21 protein-coding genes are annotated in these 25803 nt (G+C 34.9%); 10 read left to right on the top strand and 11 right to left on the bottom strand.

Annotated features, from left to right (window positions below; all coding sequences use genetic code 11):
• The first annotated feature begins 15 nt into the window (after positions 1 to 15).
• Positions 16 to 624, top strand: a complete 609-nt coding sequence (locus J3D55_RS18905; protein WP_259135136.1) for an alpha-ketoglutarate-dependent dioxygenase AlkB family protein — start codon at positions 16 to 18, stop codon at positions 622 to 624.
• 233 nt (positions 625 to 857) lie between these two features.
• Here J3D55_RS18905 and J3D55_RS18900 read toward each other — a convergent pair whose 3' ends face one another.
• The 5 genes from J3D55_RS18900 to J3D55_RS18880 form a co-directional block, all read right to left on the bottom strand.
• Positions 858 to 2720, bottom strand: coding sequence for a CocE/NonD family hydrolase (locus J3D55_RS18900; RefSeq protein ID WP_259133292.1), 1863 nt, complete (start codon positions 2718 to 2720; stop codon positions 858 to 860).
• A gap of 286 nt (positions 2721 to 3006) precedes the next feature.
• A complete protein-coding gene (locus J3D55_RS18895) occupies positions 3007 to 5064 on the bottom strand; it encodes an outer membrane beta-barrel protein (RefSeq protein WP_259133287.1) in 2058 nt (685 codons plus the stop codon).
• Positions 4985 to 5722, bottom strand: a complete 738-nt coding sequence (locus J3D55_RS18890) for a TonB-dependent receptor (protein ID WP_259133285.1) — start codon at positions 5720 to 5722, stop codon at positions 4985 to 4987. The genes J3D55_RS18895 and J3D55_RS18890 overlap by 80 nt, the downstream gene beginning before the upstream one ends.
• Before the next feature lie 85 nt (positions 5723 to 5807).
• Positions 5808 to 6227: an SH3 domain-containing protein gene (locus J3D55_RS18885; RefSeq protein WP_259133283.1), complete on the bottom strand. Its 420-nt coding sequence runs from the start codon at positions 6225 to 6227 to the stop codon at positions 5808 to 5810.
• A 5-nt stretch (positions 6228 to 6232) separates the two neighbouring features.
• A complete protein-coding gene (locus tag J3D55_RS18880; RefSeq protein WP_259133281.1) occupies positions 6233 to 6724 on the bottom strand; it encodes a BON domain-containing protein in 492 nt (163 codons plus the stop codon).
• Between the two features lie 222 nt (positions 6725 to 6946).
• Here J3D55_RS18880 and J3D55_RS18875 point away from each other — a divergent pair, with 222 nt between their 5' ends.
• Together J3D55_RS18875 and J3D55_RS18870 are read left to right on the top strand one after the other, a co-directional pair.
• On the top strand, positions 6947 to 8200 hold the full coding sequence (locus J3D55_RS18875; RefSeq protein ID WP_259133278.1) for a dicarboxylate/amino acid:cation symporter: 1254 nt from the start codon (positions 6947 to 6949) through the stop codon (positions 8198 to 8200).
• Positions 8201 to 8398: 198 nt separating this feature from the next.
• Complete coding sequence (locus J3D55_RS18870; protein WP_259133275.1) at positions 8399 to 9112, top strand: phytanoyl-CoA dioxygenase family protein; 714 nt, start codon at positions 8399 to 8401, stop codon at positions 9110 to 9112.
• Positions 9113 to 9387: 275 nt separating this feature from the next.
• Here J3D55_RS18870 and J3D55_RS18865 read toward each other — a convergent pair whose 3' ends face one another.
• The gene (locus J3D55_RS18865) at positions 9388 to 10707 is read right to left on the bottom strand and encodes a glycoside hydrolase domain-containing protein (RefSeq protein ID WP_259133265.1); all 1320 of its coding nucleotides are present in this window, start codon (positions 10705 to 10707) and stop codon (positions 9388 to 9390) included.
• Positions 10676 to 12193, bottom strand: coding sequence for a GH92 family glycosyl hydrolase (locus J3D55_RS18860; protein WP_259133263.1), 1518 nt, complete (start codon positions 12191 to 12193; stop codon positions 10676 to 10678). Before J3D55_RS18860 ends, J3D55_RS18865 begins: the two co-directional genes overlap by 32 nt.
• Before the next feature lie 352 nt (positions 12194 to 12545).
• Between J3D55_RS18860 and J3D55_RS18855 the strand changes: the two genes are divergently transcribed.
• The 7 genes from J3D55_RS18855 (at position 12546) to J3D55_RS18825 (ending at position 20469) form a co-directional block, all read left to right on the top strand.
• The gene (locus tag J3D55_RS18855) at positions 12546 to 14504 is read left to right on the top strand and encodes a hypothetical protein (RefSeq protein WP_259133251.1); all 1959 of its coding nucleotides are present in this window, start codon (positions 12546 to 12548) and stop codon (positions 14502 to 14504) included.
• A 4-nt stretch (positions 14505 to 14508) separates the two neighbouring features.
• Positions 14509 to 15237: a hypothetical protein gene (locus J3D55_RS18850; protein ID WP_259133248.1), complete on the top strand. Its 729-nt coding sequence runs from the start codon at positions 14509 to 14511 to the stop codon at positions 15235 to 15237.
• 121 nt (positions 15238 to 15358) lie between these two features.
• A complete protein-coding gene (locus tag J3D55_RS18845) occupies positions 15359 to 16465 on the top strand; it encodes an Mrp/NBP35 family ATP-binding protein (protein WP_259133247.1) in 1107 nt (368 codons plus the stop codon).
• 45 nt (positions 16466 to 16510) lie between these two features.
• Positions 16511 to 16759 carry a NifU family protein gene (locus J3D55_RS18840; protein WP_259133245.1) on the top strand — a complete coding sequence of 83 codons (249 nt, stop codon included), beginning with the start codon at positions 16511 to 16513 and terminating at the stop codon, positions 16757 to 16759.
• A gap of 483 nt (positions 16760 to 17242) precedes the next feature.
• A complete protein-coding gene (locus J3D55_RS18835) occupies positions 17243 to 17806 on the top strand; it encodes an NfeD family protein (RefSeq protein WP_259133243.1) in 564 nt (187 codons plus the stop codon).
• A gap of 26 nt (positions 17807 to 17832) precedes the next feature.
• Positions 17833 to 19401 carry a flotillin family protein gene (locus J3D55_RS18830; protein ID WP_259133241.1) on the top strand — a complete coding sequence of 523 codons (1569 nt, stop codon included), beginning with the start codon at positions 17833 to 17835 and terminating at the stop codon, positions 19399 to 19401.
• A gap of 453 nt (positions 19402 to 19854) precedes the next feature.
• Positions 19855 to 20469: a response regulator transcription factor gene (locus J3D55_RS18825; protein ID WP_259133225.1), complete on the top strand. Its 615-nt coding sequence runs from the start codon at positions 19855 to 19857 to the stop codon at positions 20467 to 20469.
• A gap of 39 nt (positions 20470 to 20508) precedes the next feature.
• Here J3D55_RS18825 and J3D55_RS18820 read toward each other — a convergent pair whose 3' ends face one another.
• The 4 genes from J3D55_RS18820 to J3D55_RS18805 all read right to left on the bottom strand — a co-directional run bounded on the left by J3D55_RS18820 (position 20509) and on the right by J3D55_RS18805 (position 25483).
• Entirely contained in the window at positions 20509 to 21315 is an 807-nt protein-coding gene (locus J3D55_RS18820) for a HEAT repeat domain-containing protein (RefSeq protein WP_259133220.1), read from the bottom strand.
• A gap of 95 nt (positions 21316 to 21410) precedes the next feature.
• Complete coding sequence (locus tag J3D55_RS18815) at positions 21411 to 24452, bottom strand: choice-of-anchor I family protein (RefSeq protein WP_259133215.1); 3042 nt, start codon at positions 24450 to 24452, stop codon at positions 21411 to 21413.
• 228 nt (positions 24453 to 24680) lie between these two features.
• Positions 24681 to 24833: a hypothetical protein gene (locus J3D55_RS18810; protein ID WP_259133211.1), complete on the bottom strand. Its 153-nt coding sequence runs from the start codon at positions 24831 to 24833 to the stop codon at positions 24681 to 24683.
• A complete protein-coding gene (locus J3D55_RS18805; RefSeq protein WP_259133209.1) occupies positions 24830 to 25483 on the bottom strand; it encodes an NAD-dependent epimerase/dehydratase family protein in 654 nt (217 codons plus the stop codon). The genes J3D55_RS18810 and J3D55_RS18805 overlap by 4 nt, the downstream gene beginning before the upstream one ends.
• Between the last annotated feature and the right edge of the window lie 320 nt (positions 25484 to 25803).

Here is a 25803-nt window from a genome sequence, read left to right as displayed (position 1 = left end):
ACCTTAAACTTTATGATGAGCCTATTCGAAAATATATCAGATTTTCCTTTAAATATTCTTCCCAATGACGGAACCGTTCACTATTACGGAAAAGTTTTCTCAAAAGAAAAATCAGAATTTTATTATGATTATTTATTCAATCAGATTCCGTGGGAAAATGATGAAGCCGTGATTTTTGGAAAATTAATTTTAACCAAAAGAAAAGTCGCATGGTTTGGCGAAAAAGCATTTGAATACACCTATTCAAAACGAACAAAATATGCACAATTCTGGACTCCCGAATTATTAGAATTAAAACAGAAATGTGAAGAAGTTTCAGGAGAAACCTACAACTCTTGTTTGTTGAATTTATACCACGACGGAAGCGAAGGAATGGCGTATCACAGCGACGGCGAAAAGGATTTGAAAAAACACGGAGCAATCGCCTCATTAACTTTCGGAGCAGAAAGGAAGTTTTTATTCAAACATAAAACAACCAAAGAAAAAGTAGAAATATTTTTAGAGAACGGAAGTTTATTGGTCATGAAAGGTACAACGCAAGACAATTGGATGCATCGACTTCCACCGACTACAAAAGTGAAAACTCCGAGAGTGAATTTGACGTTTAGAACGATTGAGGAGTAGTTTTTAAACGCAAAGATTTTAACCATAAAGTTTGTCATTCCGTAGGAATCTAAGCGCATTTATTAGAGATTAAATTTTAAAAACTTCCTACAGAATGACAAAACTATGTGTAATTTTTTCTCTCGCAGATTCAGCAGATTTAGCAGATGATTGCGTTAAAAAAATCAGCGTGATCAGCAAAATCAGCGAGAAAATAAAAAAAAAGCTGCTCAAATCTGAACAGCTTTTAAAATTTATTTCAACACTTCAACTTCAATTGCGCTATCTTCAAAAATCTTGATAAACGCTTTCGTGTAATCTTCTTTCGTGGCAAAATTCGGATTATCCATGAATTTCTGCGGATTGATAGAAAAAAGAGGAAACCAGGTAGAAGAAATCTGAATCTGGATTTTATGTCCTTTTTTGAATGTATGAACAACATCCTGCAACCTGAAATTCACAGCCGTTTTCTGATTCGGAACCAATGCTTCTGCTTTTTCTCTCGAATTTCTGAATCTTGCAGGCATAATTTCACTTCTTACCATTTGATGATAATTTCCGTAAACCACACCGTCTTTTTTCTCAACAGGTTTAAAATCTTCAGGATAAATATCAATTAATTTCACTGCAAAATCTGCATCGGTAGAAGTGGAAGCAATATTTAATTTAGCCATAATTTCTCCTGCGAAAGTCATGTCGTCTGTCAAAACATCTGTTGTGAAAGTCAAAACATCGGGTCTTCCTTCGGCAAATCTTTGATCTTCCGACATATAATTTTTAGGAGTAAATCCATTAAAATCTTTCAGATTATCAGAACTCAACACCGGATTATTCGGATCACTGTAATATTCTGATGAGCCTTGTCCTGCAGCATTTTTCAATGTTCCGTTTGATAGATAGAAATTCATTTTTTGCCCTTCTTTTGGAGGATATGTTGCAAACTCTCTCCATTGCTTCGCTCCTGTGTCATACATCAATGCTTCCGGAAGTCCGGCATCTTTTTTTGTATCTCCTTTTAAATAATGATTGAAAAATTTAGTCTCAATATTTTTCTGATAATAGGTCGCGATGCTGTCTCCAAAATAGATTTGATTATGGAAATGTTTCCCTTGTTCGTAAGCCCAAGCTCCGTGAGAGAAAGGTCCCATTACAATCGTATTTTTAGCTTTCGGACTTGTTTTTTCAATCGTTTTATAAATATTTAAAGGTCCCGAAAGATCTTCTGCATCAAACCAGCCACCGACACTCATTACCGCATGATTCACATTTTTAAGATGAGGAAGAAGGCTTCTTTTTTGCCAGAAATCATCGTAATTAGGATGATTCATAATCTCCGTCATGAAGAAATTATCTTTGTAATATTTTTCATAACCGTCTTTCAAAGTTCCCATGTCTCTGTAAAATTTCAAGCCGTCTTCAGAAGTGGTTTTTATCATAGAATCAGAATACCATGCTTTGTTTTCAGGCTTCGTTTTCTGAACCCCAAAAACTGGGAAAGTTCTGAAATATCCCAACATCATTTTTCCGTTGTGAAGAAAATCATCATTCCAGAAATCTGAAATCGGAGCTTGTGGAGAAGAAGCCACCAAAGCCGGATGATCTGCTAAAATTCCGACTGCTGTATAAAATCCGGGATATGAAGTTCCATATTGACCCACTTTTCCGTTGTTGTCTTTAACGTTTTTCACCAACCAATCGATCGTGTCGTAAGTATCTGTACTTTCATCGACATCTTTTTTCGTTTTACGATTGACTTGCGGAGTCATATTGGTAAAAGTTCCTTCGCTCATATATCTCCCACGAACGTCCTGAAACACGAAAATATATTTGTCTTTCATTAAATATTGATTCGGACCAAGCTTCGTTCTGTACTCATTTTCCCCATAAGGAGCAATGCTGTAGCAGGTTCTCTGCATCAAAAACGGATACTTGATTTTGTTTGAAATGTCTTTCGGAATATAAACCGCTGTGAAAAGTTTCACCCCGTCACGCATCGTGATATAAAATTCTTTCTTGGTAAAATTATCTTTCACAAAAGTATCCGTAGGTTGTTGTTTGTTCTGCGAATTCCCAAAAATGAAACATAAAATGAATAAAATTGAAAAATGAATCTTCATTACATAAAATTTGACGCTAATTTAATCATAAAAATGTTTTCAAATAAAAGTATGTTGTAAGATTAAATTTTTATAGGTAAATACAAAGAAGGTTTACACATAAAGTTTATCCATAGATCTTTTCGATAAAGTTTGTCATTCCGGAGGAATCCAAGCCTTTATTTTAAAATAATAACTAAAATAACGGAGTCTAGATTTCTACGAAATGACAAAGAGAATGTATATTTTACTAAAGAAAATTGATATTTATCCGTGAAAATATTTGTGGAATTTGTGCTTAAAAAAACTACATTTTCTTTCCCGCAAACTTATTCAGTTTCATGGTAAGAGAAAACATTACATAACGTTTCAGAATCAAATCTTCACGATCTTCTACATAAGAAGCTGAAATCGTTCTTTTTACGCTTTGGTTTTGATTTAAAACATCATAAACTTTTACTTTTGCCGTAAATTGTTTGTTGTAAAAAGAATATCCGATGCTTGTATTCCAAAAATAAAAATCTCTTTTAAAGCCTGCAGCGATGTTTGAACTTGTGTTGTATTCAAAGTCGTTTCCGAGAACTAAATTGGTTTTAAGAAAATAATTTGTCAGTTCAAGCCTGAAAGTCTGGAAGGTATTTTTGATACTTTCAATGGTATAATTCTTATAATTTGAAAAAGAATAATTGACGTTATAAGAAGGTTTGATGATGATTTTATCCTTTTTATCATAGCTTACATTAATTCCCGGAGCGAAAGTATAAGAATTCCCGGTAAATTCTTGTCCGTTGATAAATCCACGATTGTATCTGTAATTGAAGGTCGATTTTGGATTAATTGCAAGTCTGTTATCGCCCCATTTAAAAGTCTTGCTGAAACCTCCGCCAATATTTACACTTTTGTTTCCACTGATATTGGTATACGTTACAAACTGCTTCCCGGAATCGTCATAATAAGAGAAATTGGTGGTGTCGTTATTGTTGTAAGTAAAACCAATATTAATGTGATAACTAATATTTTTGGGAACATTAAAATTGTTAAAATAAAGACTCGTTCTGTTGCTCCATGCATTTTTCAGATCCGGATTTCCCTGATAAGTCACCAAAGGGTTGGATTCGTCTGTGTAAGGAATCAAATTGGCAGCCGACGGAATTGTAAAGCTTGCCGAGTTGTAAATGCTTAAGCGTGAATTCTGAGAAATTCGGTATTGCAAGCCTGCATTGTAATCGGGAAGTGTGAAGTTTCTTTGCAATTCGTAATGTTCTCCGTTAAAAATCGAACTGTATTTTAAATCTGTGAAATCCACATTCGCGGAAGCCCACATATTTAGCTTTTGCTTGTTCAGTTCAATTGTAATTTGGGGAGTAAGCTGGTTGGTTTTTTCGTCTGAACTGTTTGATAAAGCCAAATTGTATTGAGAATATTGTCCTGTAATTTGATCAAAATCATTAACAATTCTTTCGTTGATAGAGTTTTTAGAATCATAATTTAACCCAAAACTTACATTCAACGAATCAGAAATCGGTTCGGAATATTTTGCATTAAAAGAATAATTGTTATTCTGTTTTTTGCTTTGATTCAATTGATTTCTGAGATCTCTTTTAGCCACAACTTCATTTCCATCTTCAAAAAATAAGGTCTGAGAATTAACGAGACTGCTGTTTTTATTTTCTGAAATCGAAGTATTTAAACTGGTATAAAAAGTTCTTCCTTTCTTTTTGAATTTTCTTGAATAATGAAGATTCGGGCTGAACGTATTGCTTTCTGAGGTAGAATTGGTTACCGATTCACTTTTGTTTAAAAGCTCATCATTTCCAAAGGTTGTTGATTTTGCATTTCTGAAATTCGTCGTTTTTGAATGTGAAAATGACGGCGAAAAATAAATCGTACTCAACGTATCCGGCTTTATTTTCAAAGATGAATTAAAGTTATATTGTTCCGTTTCGTTTTCAGCCTGATTTTCCGAGTCGGTTTTTAAATTTGAATTAGGAAGAAAAGTTGTCTTCGAAACTTTGGAAGCCGTTTCTAGATTGCTGTTCGTTCGCGTAATTCCAAGTGCATCGAGCTCGACTTCTTTGCTTAGTTTATCACTGTAATTGATGCCGATTGTTGTAGATTTTTGGATGCCTTTCATCGTATTTCCGGCTTGTGAATTTCGAGAGTTTTTTCCGCCAGTGTCGTCATTGGCAACATCTTGAGAATTGATATTGTTTGAAGAAGCCAGCAAACTGATTTTCCTTTTATCTCTGAAATAACTCAAAAATCCGCTTCCGTCATATCTTTTGTCAGAAACCGTAACCTGCCGTAATTCGGGAAAGAAATCCTTTATTTTTCTTTTCGTCAATTGTAAAATTGATCGTGGCATTTTCAGATTTCGGAGTTTTTCCGCTGAGTTCTTCTTCCTTGGTTTTGGTTGATGTAAATTGAATATTTTTAATAATATCGGCAGGAAGATTTTTCAACGCGATTTTTCCGTCTTTGTCAAAAAAAGGTTTCCCGTTGATCATAATTTGATCGACTTCTTTTCCGTTAACGGTAATTTTTCCGTCGTTATCGATTTCAACGCCACTGATATTTTTTAATAATTCTTCAATATTACTGTCTGGACGAACTTTAATCGCATTGGCATTAAATTCAATTGTATCTTTTTTTATTTTTACGGGAGAAACGGTAATTTTTACTTCTTCAATATCAGAAATCTGATTTTTATCCAATTGAATATTTTCCAGACTGATCGACTGATCTATTTTTTCAAATTTTTTGGAGTAAGAAATTAATTTATCTGCATCAACTTTTAAAATTGATGGCTCATTGAGTTCATTTGTTTTTAATAAAAATCGACCTTCTTTATTGGTGGAAGTATAATTGATGATGGATGAATCTTGCTGTTTTAATAAATAAACGGTTGCATTTTCCACGGGTTTCTTCTCAAAATCAGCAACTTTTCCGTCGATATTGAATTTTTGACCATTCAACATTAAAAAATTAAACGAAAATATCAACAACCATAAAAATTTCTTCATTATCTGTTTTTTGAAGCCGCTAAAATATAAAAAAACATCCCTCAAAAGGGATGCCTGTATTTTAAATAATGTTAAATCTTGCGAATTAAGCTTTCAAATATCTTGAATAAGCGTAACCTTCCTGTCCGTCGTCAGTTTTCACTTTCCACCAATCGTCAGAAGTTTGCTCGATCAAAGTTACCGAAGCACCTTTTGCAGCTTTACCAACAACAGCAGCTTCCGTAGAAGGCTCTTGTCTGATGTTTAGGTTGGATTCGTCAGTGGCAACCGTAAGAGAAGCACCTGCAGAAAGACCTGAAACCTGTACATCGATGTTGATATCTGAAGCAGAATAAGTAGAATCGATTGCTCCTAAAGCATTCCAGACAGTATCTTTAGCAGCGGTACTTGTAGCACTTCCTGAAACGTAAAGGATTCCGTCTTGTTCCTGAATTTGTAGATTAGAAATTTCCGCAGATTGAGCAGCAGAAATTACGCTTGAATATTTATCTTGTAGTGTGCTCATCTTAATTATTTTACTACTAATTTGTTATTGTACTTACCAATTTTCAAAGCATCGATTGATTCTTTGATTTTTCTAGCATCAGCAGAAGATACGTTTCCTGTAAGAGTCAATTCTCCGTTTACAACTTCTACTTTTACAGCAGGGAAATCTTTCACTGCATCCTGTACTTTTTGTTGTACCATAGGATCTACAGCAGAAGTATTCTCAACGGGAGGAGCTGCCGTTACAACCGGAGCTACAGTAGCCATATCCATAACATCTTTTACACCGTTAATAGCTTTCAATTGCTTAATCATTGCATCTTTAGCCTCCTGAGTTTCAAAAGTTCCGCTTAAGTGAGCAACACCTTCTTTTACTTCTACAGAAGCTCCGGGATTTGTTGTCACTACAGTGGTAGCCTGAGTTTGAAGATCGGCATCAGAAACTTTCTTTTTACAAGAAATAGCTCCGAAAGATACAGCTAAAGCCAATGCTGCCATTGCGATAGTTTTTTTCATAATTGTATATTTTTTTAATATGTTAATACAAGTAAATGTAATAATAAAATTCATACCAAAATAAGAAAAATAAAATAAATTTATATAAAATTCTGTGCAATATTTTATAAATCAGAGAATTAATTTAAAGAATGATTGATTTAACATAATATTAATCTTCCCTAAAATGAAATATTGTACCAACTGTAAAAATATTATATTTGCGAAACTTGAATTATTGATATGAAAGGACAAAATAAACTCTTTATAGCGATTATCATTGCGCTTATTATAGGTGTCGCAATCGGCGGATTTGTACATACACAATATCCGGAAAGTGCGGAACCTTTTTCTAAAAATATTAAGCTTTTAGGAACTGTTTTCATCCGTTTGGTGCAGATGATTATTGCTCCGTTGGTTTTCACGACTTTGGTTGTCGGGATTGCAAAAATGAGCGACATCAAAATGATCGGAAGAGTAGGAACAAAAGCAATGTTATGGTTTATTTCCGCTTCTTTAATTTCGCTTTTTATTGGTTTAATATTGGTAAACTGGCTGGAACCGGGACATGTTACCAAGCTTCCGATTCAGGATGCAGCTTCTGCAGAAGAATTGTTGAACAGCAGCAAAGGCTTTTCAATGGAAGATTTTGTAAAACACATTATTCCTAAAAGTATTTTTGAAGCATTTGCAACCAATGAAGTGCTGCAGATTGTGGTCTTTTCTATCATGTTTGGGATCGCTTTGGCGAATTTGGGGGAAGAATATGCTCAACCTGTCATTAAATTATTCGACATCGTAGCACATGCAATCCTAAAAATGGTAGGCTACATTATGTGGTTTGCACCGTTTGGAGTTTTGGGCGCTATTGCAGCGGTTGTTGCCACAAATGGGTTTGAGATTTTTAAAGTATATGCCATTTATTTAAGAGACTTTTTCTTTGCCTTGTCAATTCTTTGGTTAGTGCTTTTATTGGTAGGATATTTAATCCTTGGGAATCGTCTTTTCGAATTATTAAGAAGAATCAAAGCACCTTTATTGATCGCATTTTCAACCACAAGTTCTGAAGCCGTTTTCCCGAAATTGGTGGAAGAGCTGGAAAGATTCGGTTGTAACAGTAGAGTAGTGTCTTTCATCTTACCTTTAGGATATTCATTCAATCTTGACGGAAGTATGATGTACATGACGTTTGCATCGATTTTCATCGCTCAGATCTACGGAATTGAAATGACACTAGGACAACAAATTACCATGCTTTTGGTATTAATGCTAACTTCAAAAGGGATTGCCGGAGTTCCGAGAGCTTCTCTGGTTATCATCGTGGCAACGTGTTCTATGTTTGGAATTCCGCCGGAAGGAATTGCTTTAATTCTGCCGATCGACCATTTCTGTGACATGGGAAGAAGTATGACGAATGTTTTAGGAAATGCATTAGCGACTTCTGCTGTTTCCAAATGGGAAGGACAGCTGGAAAATCATGGTGGTGGTGATATGTAGATAACGAATTATCAATATAGCTTATGCTAAAAATGGTCAATAATGAATTTGTTTAATCTTCATTATTGACCATTTTTTTTATAAAATTTGTATTACTTTGCTGAGTGAAATGCCTTTGCGAACGAAAAATATTTTCGATCATTTAAATAAAATCTTTGGGAATTTTGAGTTAAAAATAGATGAAAATTTATAATTAAAATGAACTTACAACATCATAAAAATACAATTACCGAAAACGGTTTCACAGTCATCAATAATATTTTTTCTGATGAAGAAATTGAAAGAATTAGTGGAGTTATTCAAAATATAGATACCTCAAAAGAAACGTTCAGGAAATCGGAAGATCTTTTTGCGATAAGACAGTTTTTAAAGGAGATTCCGGAAGTAAATGAGTTGATTTTTAATGAAAATATTAAAACAATTATTAAAGAAAATTTTGGTGAAAAATATTTTGCAGTAAAAAGTATTTATTTCGACAAGCCCGAAAAATCGAATTGGTATGTTGCTTATCATCAGGATTTAACAATTTCTGTTGATAAGAAAGTAGAATTGCCCAATTTCGGACCCTGGACAACCAAACAGAATCAGTTTGCCGTTCAGCCGCCTTTGAATATTCTTGAAAATGTATTCACCATAAGAATTCATCTGGATGATACCGATGGCGATAACGGAGCTTTAAAAGTTGTTCCAAAATCCCACGCCAAAGGAATTTACAGACCGGAAACCATCGATTGGAATGTAGAAACAGAAATAATTTGCAATGTAGAAAAAGGAGGAATTATGATTATGAAACCTCTGATTCTTCATGGCTCAAATCGCACAACAAACGGTAAAAAAAGAAGAGTGATTCACATAGAATTTTCTGATATGGAATTGCCGCAAGAACTGAGTTGGTCGGAGAGAATGAATTGATCTTTAACTACAAATTTTGTCATTCAGAACAAAGCGAATGTGAAGTGAAGAATCTTTTTTAGTAAAGATGCTTCGAGAACCTCAGCATGACATCGCTAATACTAACTTTCTTAATTATCATGTAAAATAATACAGAATAATTTACCAGTGTCATGTTGAGGTTCTCGAAACATGTATTAAAAAAGATAGGCATAATTTACAAAATCAACGATAATAAAAAAACAAAACCTCTTTCAAGCGAAAGAGGTTTATTATTTAGAGTAAGTTTTAAAAAATTATTTCACAGAAATCTCATCAATAAAGACATAAGCTTCTCCACCGGCTCCTAAATGCCATTCCGGAAGTTTCCCGAAATGATAAGCTTTTACTTTGATGTAACGAGCTTGTGTAGGAAGAGTATCCGTCGAAAAATCTTTCACCTGAGCGGTTTCATTTTTCGGATCAACTGTGTTGTCAACCGTTTTTAATAAGATGAAATCTTTACCGTTATTTGAAACATAATATTCCACTTTTTTAGGCATTAAAATCCAAGCTTTGCTGTCTTGAAGGTATGTTGAAGACAAGTTTGTAATCTGTTGAGGTGACTTCATATCGATAATCGCTTCGAAAGTCTGTCCCTGATAACCGAGCCATTCGCCTTTTCTCCAGTTGGCGTCACCGTTGATTCCGTCAATTAAGGATAATTTTCCATTCGCTACATATTGCGGATTTGGTTTAGAATTTACGGTGATATCCCAATTGTTTGGTCTTCTGTTAGAATTCGCGGTTACAATTGAGCTTTTCTCGCCATTTCTTTCTGCATACGCCGAAATCTGAGTTGTTGTTGTAATGGTAAAAGGTTCTTTGTAAGGTTTGAATGTCTTTCTCACATTGGCATCACCTTCATCCATTGTGATATAATAAATCTTGTCATTTGGATTGAGTGCAGTGATCTCAACTTTTGTATTCAAATCAAAAATTCTTGCTGCAGCAATAACAGGAGTTGCCGTTAATTCAACATATTTGAAATCTTTGAAAGATTTTGCGTTTTCAAAACCTAGTTTTTTAAGCTCGTCTTTGCTGGTGTTTTTCGTGATTGTTCTTGTTGTTCCGTCTTCCAGATGAATTTTAACCTCATCAAAATAAGGTTTCGTTGTCTGCCATTCCGGTAATCCCGGAGTTACGGAATAAATTCCCATTGAGCTTAAAATGTACCATGCGCTCATTTGTCCGCAATCTTCATTCCCGATTAATCCATCCGGAGCATTTTTATAATAATTATCAAGGATAAACTTGATTTTTGCATCCGTTTTTTCAGGCTTTCCAACATAATTATAAAGATAAGCAATATGGTGACTCGGTTCGTTTCCTTGCGCGTATTGCCCGATCAAACCTGTAATATCCACCTGTTCTCTCCCCGTAGTTTTGTCCGGAGCAGAGAAAATAGCATCAATAAACTGTTCGAATTTTTCTTTTCCTCCGTGAGCCGCGATCAACCCCGGAATATCCTGCTGAACAGAATAAGAATAATGCCAAGAATTTCCTTCTGTATAATTGTTATTAACTTCTGTGGGTTCAAATGGTTCATACCAGTTTCCGTTCTTTCTTGGCTGCATAAATCCGTTTTTTGGATTGTACAGATTTTTCCAGTTTCTGAGAACGTTTCATGAAATATTGGTAATCTTCTTTTTTGTCTAAAATTTTAGCCATTTGAGCGATACACCAGTCGTCGTAAGCATATTCCACTGTTTTAGAAACACTTTCATGTTCATCATCGATAGCGATATAATTGTTTTGCTTGTAAGCATTTAAACCAAAAATATCCAACATCGCAGAATTTTTAGAAGCCTGAAATGCTTTTTCATAATCAAAACCTGTAATTCCTTTTGCCATTGCGTCTGCAATTACAGAAACGGCGTGATAACCGATCATACATTCCGTTTCGTTGGAAGCCAATTCCCAAACCGGAAGTTTCCCGCCCTGTTCGTATTGTTTAATGAAAGTATTAACGAAATCGGCGGTTCTTTTTCTATTAATTAAAGACATTAAAGGATGCGCCCCTCTGAAAGTGTCCCAAAGCGAAAAAACCGAGTAATAATCGAAATCTTTTGCGGTGTAGAACTTATTGTCGCGACCTCTGTATTTTCCGTCAACATCCATATTAATGTTGGGTTGCGTGAAAACGTGATACATTGCCGTATAGAAAACCGACAGTTTATCTTTATCGGAAGATTTAACTTCAATTTTTGATAATTCTTTATCCCAATCGGCAACAGCCTGTCTTTGGATCGAAGCAAAATCATTAGTTTGACCTTCAGCCAGCATATTTTTTCCTGCACCTTCATAACCTGTCGGAGAAATTGCCACTTTTACGCTAATTTTTTCTCCTTTTTTAACAGTAGTTGAAAATGCCAACGCTAATTTTGTTCCTGTGAAAAGATTATTTTCATCTTTTCCATTCGCTAATTTTTTTGAAATTTTCATTGGTTTTGAAAACTCAATTCTTGCGTAAATGTATTGGTTGGTTGCCCAAGCTTCACTTCTGCGGAAAACTTCGATCGTTTTGCTGTCAATTATTTTAACCTCACCTTCAAGCAATTTATCTCTGTGATTTAAGTCTAAAATAATGTTTGCGTTTCCTGCGTTATTGAAAGTATATTCGTGATAACCGACTCTTTTTGTGGTCGTCAATCGAACATCAATATTGTTTTTATCTAATTTAACGGAATAAAATCCTGCCGTAGCTTTTTCGTTTTTGTGAGAAAATTTAGATGAATAATCTTTGCTGTTTAAACTTGGATTTCCCATTGTCGGCATCAACATAATATCACCGTAATCTGAAACTCCCGTTCCGTTTAAGTGAGTATGAGAAAAACCATAGATCACAGAGTCTGAATAGTGATAACCGCTGCAGCCATCCCAACTTCCGTCGATTCTGGTGTCGGGAGAAAGCTGAACCATCCCGAACGGAACAATTGCTCCCGGAAATGTGTGCCCATGACCGCCTGTTCCTATAAAAGGATTTACGTATTGCGAATAATTCTGGGCTTGTAAACAAAGGGATGTGAGAAAAAAAAGTAAGATGAATTTTTTAGAGTTCATTAGTTTGTTTGATGTTGTTTTTACTTGATATAGATTTTAACAAAACTAACAAAATTTCATTACATATTCTGATAAATCAAATAGCATTGAGAAATGGATAAATATAACCCGAAAGTGTTATGAAAAAGAAAGGTAAAAATGAGTAAATTTGATAAAAGCTAAAAAAACGATCATCATGAATATCAAATTAAAAAAGACGGCTACTTAAGCCCATCTTTATATTTCCCGCTGCCTGATTTTCCAGAAATATTCTTGAATTTTCTGTGAGAATCCACTCAGTATTTTACCAAAATTATTTCAGATGAGATGATCTGAAGCTTGATTACCGCTCAATCCTTAAAAAACTATTGCCATGGAAGCCATTTTTTATTTCATATTATTTGTTGCCCTTCTTTTTATAGGGTTTTATTTTAAAGATGATCTCCGTTCATCCAAAAGATTGAAAATATCCAGACATGTTAACGGAAGGTATCCTTTTTATTTTACACCTAAAAAACCTGTGAAATGGTTCGATTTTACAGGGCTTATCAATAGTTTCAGGATGGTTTCCCTTTCTGCGGATATTCTTTCTATTATTGATAAAAGGGAAGTTCAGACCGCAATGGGAAAAGATAAAGGTAATGAACTCACCTGTAATGATTTTAATACCTCGGAAGATGAGTTTTGGTTTGATTTCATTGCAGATACAGGCGACGGTTTTGATTCGACAACGACTGTTTTTTATCATGTAACGAGAGATAGTTATTCGTATTCTTTTAAAAATCCTGAACATCAAAACAATCAGGAAGAAACAGAAATTACCCTTAAAAAAGGCTCTGCTTTGGTTGTAGGTGGTGATTTGGTGTATCCCGTAGGTTCGGAAGCCAATTACAGAGACCGTTTCAAAGGTCCGTTGAGGTTTGTGGCTCCGGATACAGGAAAATCGGGTCCGGTTCTTATTGCAACACCGGGAAATCATGATTGGTACGATGGTTTGAGTGCTTTTTTCAGGTTGATGTGTCAACAAGGGAAAATCGGGAATTACAGAACGGTGCAGAATAGGAGTTATTTTGCTTATGAGTTGAGAGATCATGTGCATCTTTTTGGGATTGATAACCAATTATTGGGAGATATTGATATTCCTCAAATGACTTTTTTTACGGATTATGTGAAGAAAATATCAGAGAAAAATCCTAAAAATCATGTGATTCTTCTCATTGCAGAACCGTATTGGTACAATTACGATATCAACGACAGGTACAAGAGAAAACAAAGAATGGACAGCCTCGAATACATCATCAGAACGCTGACTGTTGCCGTGAAAAATCTTGAGGCAAAAAATATAATATCAGAAATAATTTTTGAAGTGGTTTTAACCGGAGATATACATCATTATGCAAACTACAAACTGGAAGAAGATGGTGAAAAATTTGATAATGAAGTGAAACATTTTATAACTTCCGGTGGAGGTGGAGCTTTTGGGCATGTTACGGATTTTTTAAAGGAAAAAATTACAATTCCCGTACTGCAGAATGCCAAAACTACAGGTTTGAATTACAAGCTTGATGAGGTATATCCGTCAAAAGAAAAATCGTGTAAAAAAGTATTCTGGAATCTTATTTTCTTCATCATTAATTATGAATTTACTACTTTAATGCTGCTGTTTTCGTTTATTTCGACCTATATTTTTTGCAGTACGGATTCAATTATTAAAAAACTGATATTGTTTTTGCTTCCGTCTATATTAAGTTTAATTATCAGCAAAGTGACCAATCATGAATGCTCGAGTAAAGAAAAATGGATAAGCGGAATGTTACGTGCCGTATTATTTACATGTTCATTTGCTATTCAGTTATTTATATTGTTTTTACTGCCTAAGTATTATGGTGCTAAATTGGAGTTTTTAAGTGATAACACTTTGCAATTTTTAGATATAGATGGTATAAAAAACTTTCTGGGAATTTTTCTTGTCCATAAATATTTTCTTTTCCAATGGATTGTTTCAGGGATTCTTCAATCTGCTCTTTTCGGACTGTATATATTTTTCGGTTATTTCGTTTTTAAGCTTTATGTAACGGAAGTTTCTTCGGCAAAAGTGAATAAAGGGAACAAAAACTTTTTAAAATTTAAAATAACAGACACAGAAATTGTCATCTATGTCATCGCTATAAAAAAAGCATATAAATGGATGAATTTACTGAAAAAGAAAAATGCAGGAAGCATACAAAAAGAAATGCTGGCAAAAGATCCGAAACGATTTGTGAGAGATAATTTCAAACCAGATCCGGATAATAATGTGAGAATTATTGATAAAATAACCATAAAACTATAACACCATGAGTACCAATTCAAATCAACAAAACGGAGGTCCGGATGAAGCCGTGATTTCTTATCAGCAGCTGAGAATGTTCATCGGATTATTAGGACTTTGTCTTTCTCTGATGCTTTTCCTCACAACGTTTTTACTGAATGACCAGTCTCCCTTCAAAGTAAGCATCAGTCATTATTATTACAGTTTCGGACATATTATTTTTGTCGGAACGCTTTGCATTATGGGTGGTTTATTCGGAACATACAGAGGAAAACGGAAATATGAAAATCTGGTTTCAAATCTTTGTGGAGTTTTGGCTATTCTAGTTGCTGCTTTCCCTACAAAATTTGAAGGTTATGGAGGAAATATGTATATCTGTATAGAAAATGAAAATTATAAAGGATGGTTTTCGTATGTACATTACGCAAGTGCAGGATTGCTTTTTGCACTTTTCTCTGTTTATTGCTTTGCATTTTTCCCAAAAACTGACGAAAAACCCGAAACTCCTGAAGAAATCCTAAAGAAAAAAAGCAGAGACATTTATTACAGAATCTGCGGATGGGGAATTGTCTTGAGTGTAATATGCATCGGTATTCTCGCTATTTTACATATCAGTGAAGATACCGTTTCATCCAGCGTTTTTTTAACGTATTCTACTTTGATTTTTGAAACGACTTCTTTGTTTTTCTTTTCCACTTCATGGCTTTTAAAATCAAGCTCAACATGGAAGTTGACAGTACCGTTTTTCAGATAAGTAAGTAAAGTTTCCTAAGTTACTATAAAATTAAGATTTGCAAAAGAAAATATCTATCAGTCTCTTTACTTATTCTAAATAGCTAAAAATTGCGTAAATTTGTAAACAATTTATTTAGTATATGTTGACGAAAGAAAAGGTACAAAATTTCCTTAAAGAGATAGAAGTTGATGACTTGGTAAGTAATTTTCAGGTTATGGGCAACGATGTATATATTGATATGACGGCTCATTCACCTGCAATGCACGAAAAGAAAAAGCTAGAGGCAGCAATGAAACAGGCTTTTGCAAGTGAGTTTGGAGAAGAAATTAATTTAAAATTAAAGATCATTTCTCCGGAACCAAGCGAAATCCAGAAAAGTCAGATCAAAGGGAAACAAATCCCGGGAATTCAAAATATTATCGCCATTGCTTCCGGAAAAGGAGGCGTTGGTAAGTCTACTGTTGCTGCGAATATGGCGGTAACATTAGCAAAAATGGGCTTTAAAGTAGGGTTGTTGGATGCGGATATTTACGGTCCTTCAGTTCCTACGATGTTTGATACGGAAGGCGAGAAACCGATTACTGTAGAAGTTGGAGGAAAAAGCTTGATGAAACCTATCGAAAATTATGGCGTGAAAATGCTTTCAATAGGATATTTTTCGGGTTCTAATCAGGCGGTTGTCTGGAGAGGTCCGATGGCTTCAAAAGCGTTGAACCAGATGATCAGAGATGCAGCTTGGGGAGAATTAGACTTTTTATTGATTGATTTACCTCCGGGAACGGGTGACATCCACTTATCAATCATTCAGGAAGTTCCTGTAACGGGAGCGGTGATTGTAAGTACCCCTCAACACGTGGCTTTGGCGGATGTAAGAAAAGGGATCGCGATGTTCCAGATGGAAAGCATTAATATTCCTGTTCTTGGATTAGTGGAAAATATGGCGTATTTTTCACCGGAAGAATTGCCGGACAATAAATATTATATCTTTGGACAACAGGGAGCGCAATATTTAGCAGATGATCTTGGGATTCCTGTATTGGGAGAGATTCCTTTAATTCAGAGCATCAGAGAAGCAGGAGATGTAGGAAGACCGGCTGCTTTGCAGGAAGGTTCTAAGATTGCAGAAATCTACACAGAAACTGCCCGTAAAATGATAGAAAGCCTTTTAGAAAGAAACAAAAATCTTCCTCCTACTGAAGCCGTAAAGATTTCTACAATGGCAGGATGTTCACCGAAAGCAAAATAATGAGTTTCAATTTTGAAAAACCCGAATTGAATTGAAGAAAAAAATATGGAAACAAATATAAAACACGAAGAAACTGTAACGAAAGTAATGGAAGCTTTGGAAAGCATTCGTCCGTTTTTGAATAAAGATGGCGGTGATATTGAGCTTATCGATGTGAAAGACAACTCGGTTTATGTGAAACTTTTAGGAAACTGTTCAGGATGTTCATTAAACTTTTCAACCTTAAAATTAGGAGTTGAAAATACGATCAAACAACACGCTCCGGAAATTGAAAAAGTAATAAACGTAGAGTAAAAAAATAAAAATATATTTTTTAAAGACAGGCTTTTTAGGTCTGTCTTTTTTTGTGCTTAATTTTTAATAAACTCTTTTGACACAGTTTTAGAGTCTGTTTAAATTTAATTCAAACATTTAAAAAGGAAATACTGATTTTTTAACGCAAAGTTTTAATTCAATATTAATTTAAGTGAGCAAAGATGAATCAACAAGTTGATTTTGATGAAGCACTATTTTCACGCTTTGCGAAGCAAATTTTATTTGCCTTTGCTTTCTAAAATAAAGCGGGATGTAAAAATATCTTTGCGTTAAAAATAATAACGGATTCCCATTTGAAAGAAGCTTTAAGTCTAATTTGTAATGTAAAATTTAAACAGGTTCTAAGCTTATTTTCGAAATATTCAACAGATCAATATTAAAATAATATTATAGTTTGTCTTTTTAATTTTTTCATTTAAAAATCTCATTTTTTTTCATTATATTTGAGAAAACACGCAAATTATGTTTGGATTTATCGAAAACTTAGATTCTCTTCATCAAGGGTTCTGGTATATTGCCATTGGCTCGAGTTTATTCTTTTTAATTCAGACGATTCTTACTTTTATTGGAAGTGATCATTCTACTGCCGGAACAGATTTTAGTGATGCAATGCACAATGATTCCCCTTTTCAGTTATTTTCTTTACGAAACATGATTAATTTTCTCTTAGGTTTCGGATGGGGCGGAGTTGCATTTTATGATTCGATAGAAAGTAAAGGGCTGCTCATTTTTGTTTCCCTATTAGTTGGGACTGTATTTGTTGCTTTATTTTTCTTTTTAATAATTCAGATTTTAAAACTTACCGAAGACAATACCTTTCATCAGGAAAACCTTATCGGTAAAGTGGGCGAAGTTTATCTTACGATTCCTGCGAAAATGAGCGGAAAAGGGAAAATTATCATTTCGTTAAACGGAACCAGTCATGAGCTTCAGGCGATGACAGAATCTGAGGAAAACATTCCGTCGAATCATTCAGTAAGAGTGATTTATATTTACGATGAAACACTTATTGTAGCAAAAATTTAATTTATTAACATACTTATTCTTTATTTATGGAAATACCAGGAACATTAATTCTCGTAGTAGTTATTGTATTCGTACTATTCGTCACATTTTTGGCTCTTATTTCAAGATATAAAAGATGTCCTTCGGATAAAATTTTAGTAATTTATGGTAAAACGGGCGGAAGCTCTGCAAAATGTATCCACGGTGGTGGTGCTTTTGTGTGGCCTGTAATTCAGGATTATGCTTATCTGGATCTTAAACCGATTTCTATTGAAGCCAATCTTACCAATGCGCTTTCAAGACAGAATATCCGTGTAGATGTTCCTTGTCGATTTACCATTGCAATTTCTACAGAGACAGATTCTATGGGAAATGCAGCAGAAAGATTATTAGGATTGGCGCAGGAGCAGATTCAGGAGCTTTCTAAAGATATCCTTTTCGGACAGCTTCGTTTGGTGATCGCAACGATGACTATTGAAGAAATCAACTCAGACAGAGATAAATTTTTAGATAATATTTCTAAAAACGTTGATACGGAATTAAAGAAGATCGGTTTAAAACTGATTAACGTAAACGTTACCGATATCAGAGATGAATCCGGATATATCGAAGCTTTAGGTAAAGAAGCGGCCGCAAAAGCCATCAATGAAGCGATTATAAGTGTTGCAGAACAAACGAAGATCGGAGAAACAGGAAAAGCGATTGCAGATAGGGAAAAAGATACTCAGATTGCCGAAACGCAACGAGACAGAGACGTAAAAATAGCAATTACTCAAAAAGACCGGGAAGTAAGCATTGCTTCTGCGATGAAAGATGAATCGATCGGGAAAGCTGAAGCGGCGAAAGAAGCCAGAATTGCCACTTCTCTTGCCAACTCAATCGCTGTAAAAGGAGAAAACGAAGCGAAAATTACCATCGCCAATTCTGATGCCGAAAGAAGGGAAAAAGAAGCGGAAGCATTGAGAATAGCAACGGCGGCAGAAAAAGTACAGGCAGCAAGATCATTGGAAGAATCTTACCTTGCCGAGCAAAAAGCTGAAGATGCAAGAGCAGAAAGAGAGCGCTCTACTCAACAGGCGAATATTGTGGTACATGCAGAAATTGCAAAGCAAAAAGCCATCATCGATGCACAAGCTGAAGCTGAAAAAATCAGGTTGCAGGCGAAAGGAGAAGCCGATGCTATTTTTGCGAAAATGGAAGCCGAAGCAAAAGGTTTGTACGAAATCTTAACGAAGCAAGCTGAAGGTTACGACAAAATTATACAGGCTGCAGGAGGCGACACGAACAGTGCATTCCAGTTATTGCTGATCGAGAAACTTCCGGAGTTGGTTAGAACTCAGGTGGAAGCGGTTAAAAATATTAAAATCGATAAAGTTACGGTTTGGGATAGCGGAAATAATAAGGACGGAAATACTTCAACAGCGAATTTTGTTTCGGGAATGATGAAGACAGTTCCTCCTTTGAATGACCTGTTTAATATGGCGGGATTAGATTTGCCTAGTTATTTAAAAGGGAAACCTGAAGAGGTGAAAAAGGAAATAATTACGATTCCTGAGAAAAAAGAAAAAACAAATTTTGATGATATGACACCAAAGGGAGATAATTCAGAATTATAATTAATTTAATTTATATATTGAAAGACAGGTATTTATATCTGTCTTTTTTGTTTATTTTAGAATGATAGTGGAAAATTATGAAAATTTTTATAGTAATAATTCTATCTCTCGGTGAATTTTTTATATCTTATTTTTGTAAAAAATTTATTTACAATGCGATATGGGGATGTGTGCTTGTAATATTCTTTTTATTACCACTGTTTAAAAGCCAAAATTACAACAGCAAATAGAGGAAATAATCCAAAACCGGAGATTCTGAAATTTTTTCAGGATTAGAGAAATTATATTAAAATATCCTTAAAACCCTTTAAAATAAAGAATTTATTTTAGAAAAGTAAGACATTTGGTCTACTACTTGTATTGCAAATTGTGAATGAAAAATCCAAAAAACGATTTTTTCCGTAGATAACTGAATATGCTATTCTTATGGAAAATTTTATCTAAAACTAAACTATGAAAAATATACTCATTGCTGATGGTCATTATGTTGTAAGAACAGGTACGGCTCTGGTACTGGAAACAAAACTTCCATATCCTTGCAAGATAGATTTTGCCGAAACATATATGGAAACCAAAGAAAAAGTTTCTAAAAAGCTATATGATTTGTTGATTATTGACATCGACATACCGGAAAGTATTTTTAAGGCAATGGTAAAAGAACTCAAAAAGAAGCAGAAACATCTGAAAATCCTTATTTTTTCTACTTACGATGAGAATGTCGGGATTCAATATATAGAAGAAGGTGCGGCTGGATACCTCAACAAAGGAGCTACAGAAGCTGAAATTTTGACAGGTGTCTGTTCTATTTTTGAAGAAGGGTATTACTATACGATCAACATGATGAAAAAATTGGTGACTCATTCTACCGACAGTCATTCTGTGGAAAGGCTTTCCAAAAGGGAGTTTCAGATTTTTAAATTACTGGCAGAAGGAAATGGGAATATCGAAATTTCAAACAGTTTAAACCTGAAAATGTCTACCATAAGCACCTACAAGAAAAAGATCTTTGAAAAACTGCAAGTGAAAAATGTAGTAGATCTTGTGAGGATTTATGATGATATGCATTAAAATATAAAGAATCCGATGAAAATTTTTCGCCGGATTTTTTTATTCTTTCAATACTTCTATACAATTCTTAAGCTCAGAAAGCCATTGTTTATTGATGCTTTTATCATCTTTAAATTTATTATAGATACTAATCAGGTAAGAAATATATTCTTCGCCATTTTTAATATTTAAAATAGTATCAAATAAAAGACCTCCAAAATTTCCATTTTTGAGTTCTTGCAGAATAATCTCTTTTGCTCTTTCATCATTTCGATTGGCAAGACCTTTTAGGGCTTCCTGTTTCGTCTGATCGTCTTTTGAAAAACAGTTTTTGTAAAGAATATTTCGAATTTCCTCATTGTCAGTTTCTATTTGTGTTCCCAACCCGAAAGTCGCCCAATCTTGTACTCGCGGACTTCGGTCTTGAGCTAAATTGATAAGCATTTTAATAGCTTTTTCGTTTTCAATTCCAAGTAAAGAAAAAGTGAGTGCATATCTTATATTTTTTGACTTTGAGTTTTGAAATTTTTCTAAAGCCTTAATTTGTTTAACTTTCAAATATTCATTGTTGTGACCAATGGCAAATAGACTCGTGAAAATTAAATTTTCGTCGGTCGATGTCTCAAAAATTTCAAAAACTTTTTCAAATAATTCTTTAACAAAACCCTTTCTTTTTCGTCCCAACTGACACAAAATATCAATTCCGATTTGTTTATATTTTACATCATCAGAATCAATTAATTGAAAACATTCCGAGATCATTTCTTCATTCACAAATTGTCTTAACGGAGTGATTTGATTCCAGTAATTGGTTTCTGTTTTTGCTTTGTAGGCTTTTTGAATTAAAATATCATATTCTTCTTTCATGCTTTTATAAAGTTTAAAACTAATAAATTTTCTTGTATCAAAAAAGCCCCGAAAAATCGAGGCTTCATTTTCAATCAACTAAATAATAATATATTCTACTTTACAATTACTCTTTTTATTTGTCCTTCAGAAGTTTTTACAAGATAAACCCCTGTAGAAAGTTTCGAAGTTTCAATCGTTAAAGCATTTTTCTCTTTTCCAAGTAATTTACCGGACATATCGTACAATTCGTAATCCTGAGCTCTGTTGAAATACAGTGTATTTCCTTTTGCAACCGGATTCGGGAACACGTTGAACGTTGCTTTTTCAGTTTTCACTTCACCCGTTGCCAATGTCGGCGCTTGTGCAATTTCATACATCGACAACGTTCCGCTGATTTCGTTGGCAATAACTACATACCCTTTTCCTGTTGTCGTATTTTCAGGAGCGATGTAGATGATTCCTTCCGGACCGTTGTCGCCACCGTAAGCCGAAGTCGTACGAGAATTTTTGTAGTCTGTAAAAGTCGGATTGTTGGGATCTGTAACGTTATACACCATTACACCTCCCGTTCTTTCCAGTGTGATGAAAGCATACGTTTGTCCGTTGATGTTTCCTAAAGTAACACCTTCCGGTTCAGGACCTTTTGCACGGCTTCTGTTTTTTGCACCGTTTGCTTCGTTATCAGCATTGAAAATCAATGGATGATTGGCTGCGATATATCTTTCAAATCTGTCGCCACTGTCATAAACGATCTGTTTTGTATCTGCATTGAAAATCGAGAAAGAACGTGCTCCTAAAGCCGAAATTTCTTCAAATTCTGCATCTCCGTCCGTATTTCCTGTCGCATTGCTAACTCTGAATCTTCCTAAGTTATAAGACGCTTTCAAAATAGCCGATTGAGGGAAAAGTGTAGCATCCAACGTATAATCATTCGCTCCAACCGTTGTTCTTTCGCTGAAACCACCAAGATCTTTTTCGTCACCTTCGTTCGCGGTTACGATATAATTAGTATTTCCGACTTTAAAATTCTGAACAGAATCTGGAGTATAATAGGTTTTTACAGGCCAGTTTGCAATTAAAACTTCACCATTATTGTCAGAAGCATCAAAACCGTTTCCAGGAATGCTCATGTCTTTTTTACCTAATCCCCAAATGCTTGTAATCGTTTTTGTAGCTAAATTAATTTCCGCAACGGCATTGTTTTCCTGAAGCGTCACCCAAGCTTTCTGGCTATCAGAACTTATGGTAACATATTCAGGTTCTAAATCCTGAGAAAGAGTATTGTTGGTTCTTACTTTTCTTAAACCTGTTGCCGTCAACGCAGCCAATTGAGAATCAAAAGCATTGAAATTAAGCGTCGTTACATTGCTTTGTGTAAGGCTTGCAATTCCTCCTGAGATGTCGATAATACTTACCGTTCCTTCCGGATCTACCGTGTAAGCATCGTTTGGTTCACCTTCGTTCGCAGTCATTACTTTTGTTCCGTCCGGAGAGAAAGTAATCATATCCGGTAACGCTCCAACCGTAACTTGCTTCAGGAAATTTCCGTTAATATCAAAGAAAACAACCGAACCGTTTTGTTGTGGATTTGCATTGGGAGAAGCTGCAGCGATGATTCCGTTTTTCACAGCGATGCTCGTGATTCCACCGTATGGAGCCATATTGATGGTGTTGATAACGGTCGGAGTATTCGGATTACTGAAATTAATAATATCAAAAACATCCGTAATTGAACTGATCGTAAATAATCTCTGTGTCGTAGGATCATGAACTACAATTTCCGTAGAACTTGTGCTGTTTCCGGAAGGATCAAAACTTCCGATATAGTTTAATGAAATTTGGTTTGAAGGAACAGGAGCTGGTTTATCATTATCAACAATATAAACCGTCGCATTGTTGTCACCTGAAATGGTTGATCCGACAGGGTTTTCAAGGCTTACTACAAAATATTCTGCCTGTTGTTCCTGCAAAGTATCATCAAGAATAGGAATATTTACAGTATAGCTCGTTGTTGACGGTGTAATATTAATGGTTTGATTCGTTAAAGTGAAATCATTACTGTCTGCTGTACTAAATGGCGCAGGTTTTACAACCAGATTCACCGTAGAAGTTGAAGGATTGTTAACATTGATTTTAAATGCTAAAGTTCCTTGATTTTCATTGACTTTAATGAAGTTTTTATCTAAAGAAATAGACGTTCCCGCTGTTGTGAATATCGTTGAAGTCGTTGTCGTCACTGCATTATCACTTGTATCTTCCACCATATTTGGTTTTAAAGCTAAATAATAAGCCTGATTTGGAAGCAATCCTGAAGTCGGGATTACAGTGATTTTATTGTTAGCGAAAGTCGTGGTGAAGGGAACTTGAGTACCTGAAGCATTTCCAAGACGGAAATCTACAAGCGTTTGTGCATTAGAATCGTTGATCGTTGAGTTGTCTGTTAATCTTACATTTTCGTTGAAAGAAATCGTAGGATTTACAGTCGTTGAGGCATTGTTTGTGCTGTTTGTCGGAAGATAAGCCACCGTCGGCGGAGTAGTGTCTGTTCCACCAACTGCTGCTGCGTCTACCGTAAAATTATCGAAACGGTTGTTTCCTACGGTTCCGCCTGTACCTGCGGAGAAAACAACTTTTAATTTAAAATTCGGATTATTCGCAACTCCTGCAATCGCTGAAAAATCGAATGTAATTAATTGTGGATTGGCATCCTGTGGAGAAACCGTCTGATAAGGCACGAAAGTCGTTCCGTCTGTAGAATACGTCCAAGTTTGCGTTCCCGCTCCAGAACCGGATCTTCTCGTCGTAAATTTTATAACAACATTATTGTAACCTGTTGTCGGTAAATTGAACTGCAAATTACCATTAATAGGGAAATTATATCTCAAATGCGTTCCGGAAGCATCTCCGTTTCTTGCATTCAAATTGTTAACATCGAAGTTTTGTCCTGTTCCGCCTGCAAAATCTACATCGGTAGTTCCGCTTACAGCTGCATTCAGAGAACCACCAACCAAAGTTGAGGTAGGCGTTGTGATGGAAGCTGCGGAAGCATTGTTGTTAAAATTCCAGTAATGGATAAGAGATGTCTGTCCGAAAACCGCTCCCTGAAGGAAAAATGCGGCAATTACAGATCCTTTTAACAAGTAGTTATTAATCATTTTTGTACGTACTTTAAATTTATGCAAAAATGAAGTTTCTACTTTGTAAACATTTTAAGCTAATTTTAAGAAATGATTAATAAATAGGTTGCGATTGATGATTTTTGTTAAAAGTATGATAGTGAAAATACAAAACAACGAAAAAGGGAAAAAGTAAAAAATAAAGAGCGATCAATCAACCCAAAGTAAAGTCTTAAGGCTCATTTGTTTTTTATGAAGTTGATCCGCTTATTTGGAAACTTGTCTTGAATAGTTCAGATTTTTTCCGGTGAATTTATTGCCTTCCATGGGATGTTTTTGCAGATAAAAAAATCCCGAAATTGCAGTCAGAACCAATAAAATAAAAGCAACCAGAAAAATTCTTTTTAACATTTCTTTCATATAGCCAGGTTTTTAATGTCTTTGATTTCTAATGTTGAGGTTGGATATCCCTTTTGTACTGCGTTAATCATTGCTATACCTACCTCATGTAAAGTTAATGATTTTGATGGTAATAACATAGGAAAAATCCAAATAACAGGTTTAAAAAACCATTTTACATTTTCCTGACCTTCAACGGGTTTCATAAATCCGGGACGGAAATTATAGGCAGCCTTGAAACCCAATTTTCTCAATGCATTTTCGGTTCTTCCTTTTACTCTTGCCCACATCTGCTTTCCGCTTTCTGTCTTGTCGGTGTGTGCCCCGGAAACGTAGTTGAACACCATATCCGGATTTTGATTGAGAACGGCTTTTGCAAAATGCATTGTGGTATCGTAAGTGATTTTGGTGTAATCTTCTTCGTTCATTCCTACACTGCTGATTCCGGCGCAGAAGAAAACGGCATCATACCCTTTGAAATTTTCGTCATTAAGATCGATTTGCAGAAAATCTGAGACAATATATTCTTTAAGCTTCGCATGTTTTTTCCCGGAAGGTTTTCTGCTTACACTTAAAATTTCTGAAATGTTCGGGTTCTCCAGGCATTCCATTAAAACACCTTCACCTACCATTCCTGTTGCTCCTGTGAGAATTATTTTTATTGAGTTCATTTCTTTACTATTATTATTGTTGATGACGTTCTGTCATTTGCTTTTACTTTAAACGTATAGCAAAAATTGTACTGTTTTTTTGAATATTTTTTTTCGGGTCATATTAGCATTATCAGATTGAATGGAATTTGGTCATTTCGAGCGTAATAACAAGTGTAGACTGGGTTTTTCTAAGTGAAGAAATGTCTTTAAATATGAATTAAAGTATTATCATTTTGGAAGGGTGTGATTATATTTTTGAAAAGGTTTTTGAAATTCTGTCAGGATGGAGTGAACCTTGTCAAGGTTTTAGTTGCTGTAGAAAAGATTCAAGATGAAAA

The sequence above is a fragment of the Chryseobacterium ginsenosidimutans genome (genome assembly GCF_024807225.1).
In the GTDB taxonomy this organism is placed as follows: Bacteria; Bacteroidota; Bacteroidia; order Flavobacteriales; family Weeksellaceae; genus Chryseobacterium; species Chryseobacterium ginsenosidimutans.
This window is presented reverse-complemented; position numbering and strand designations above follow the sequence as displayed.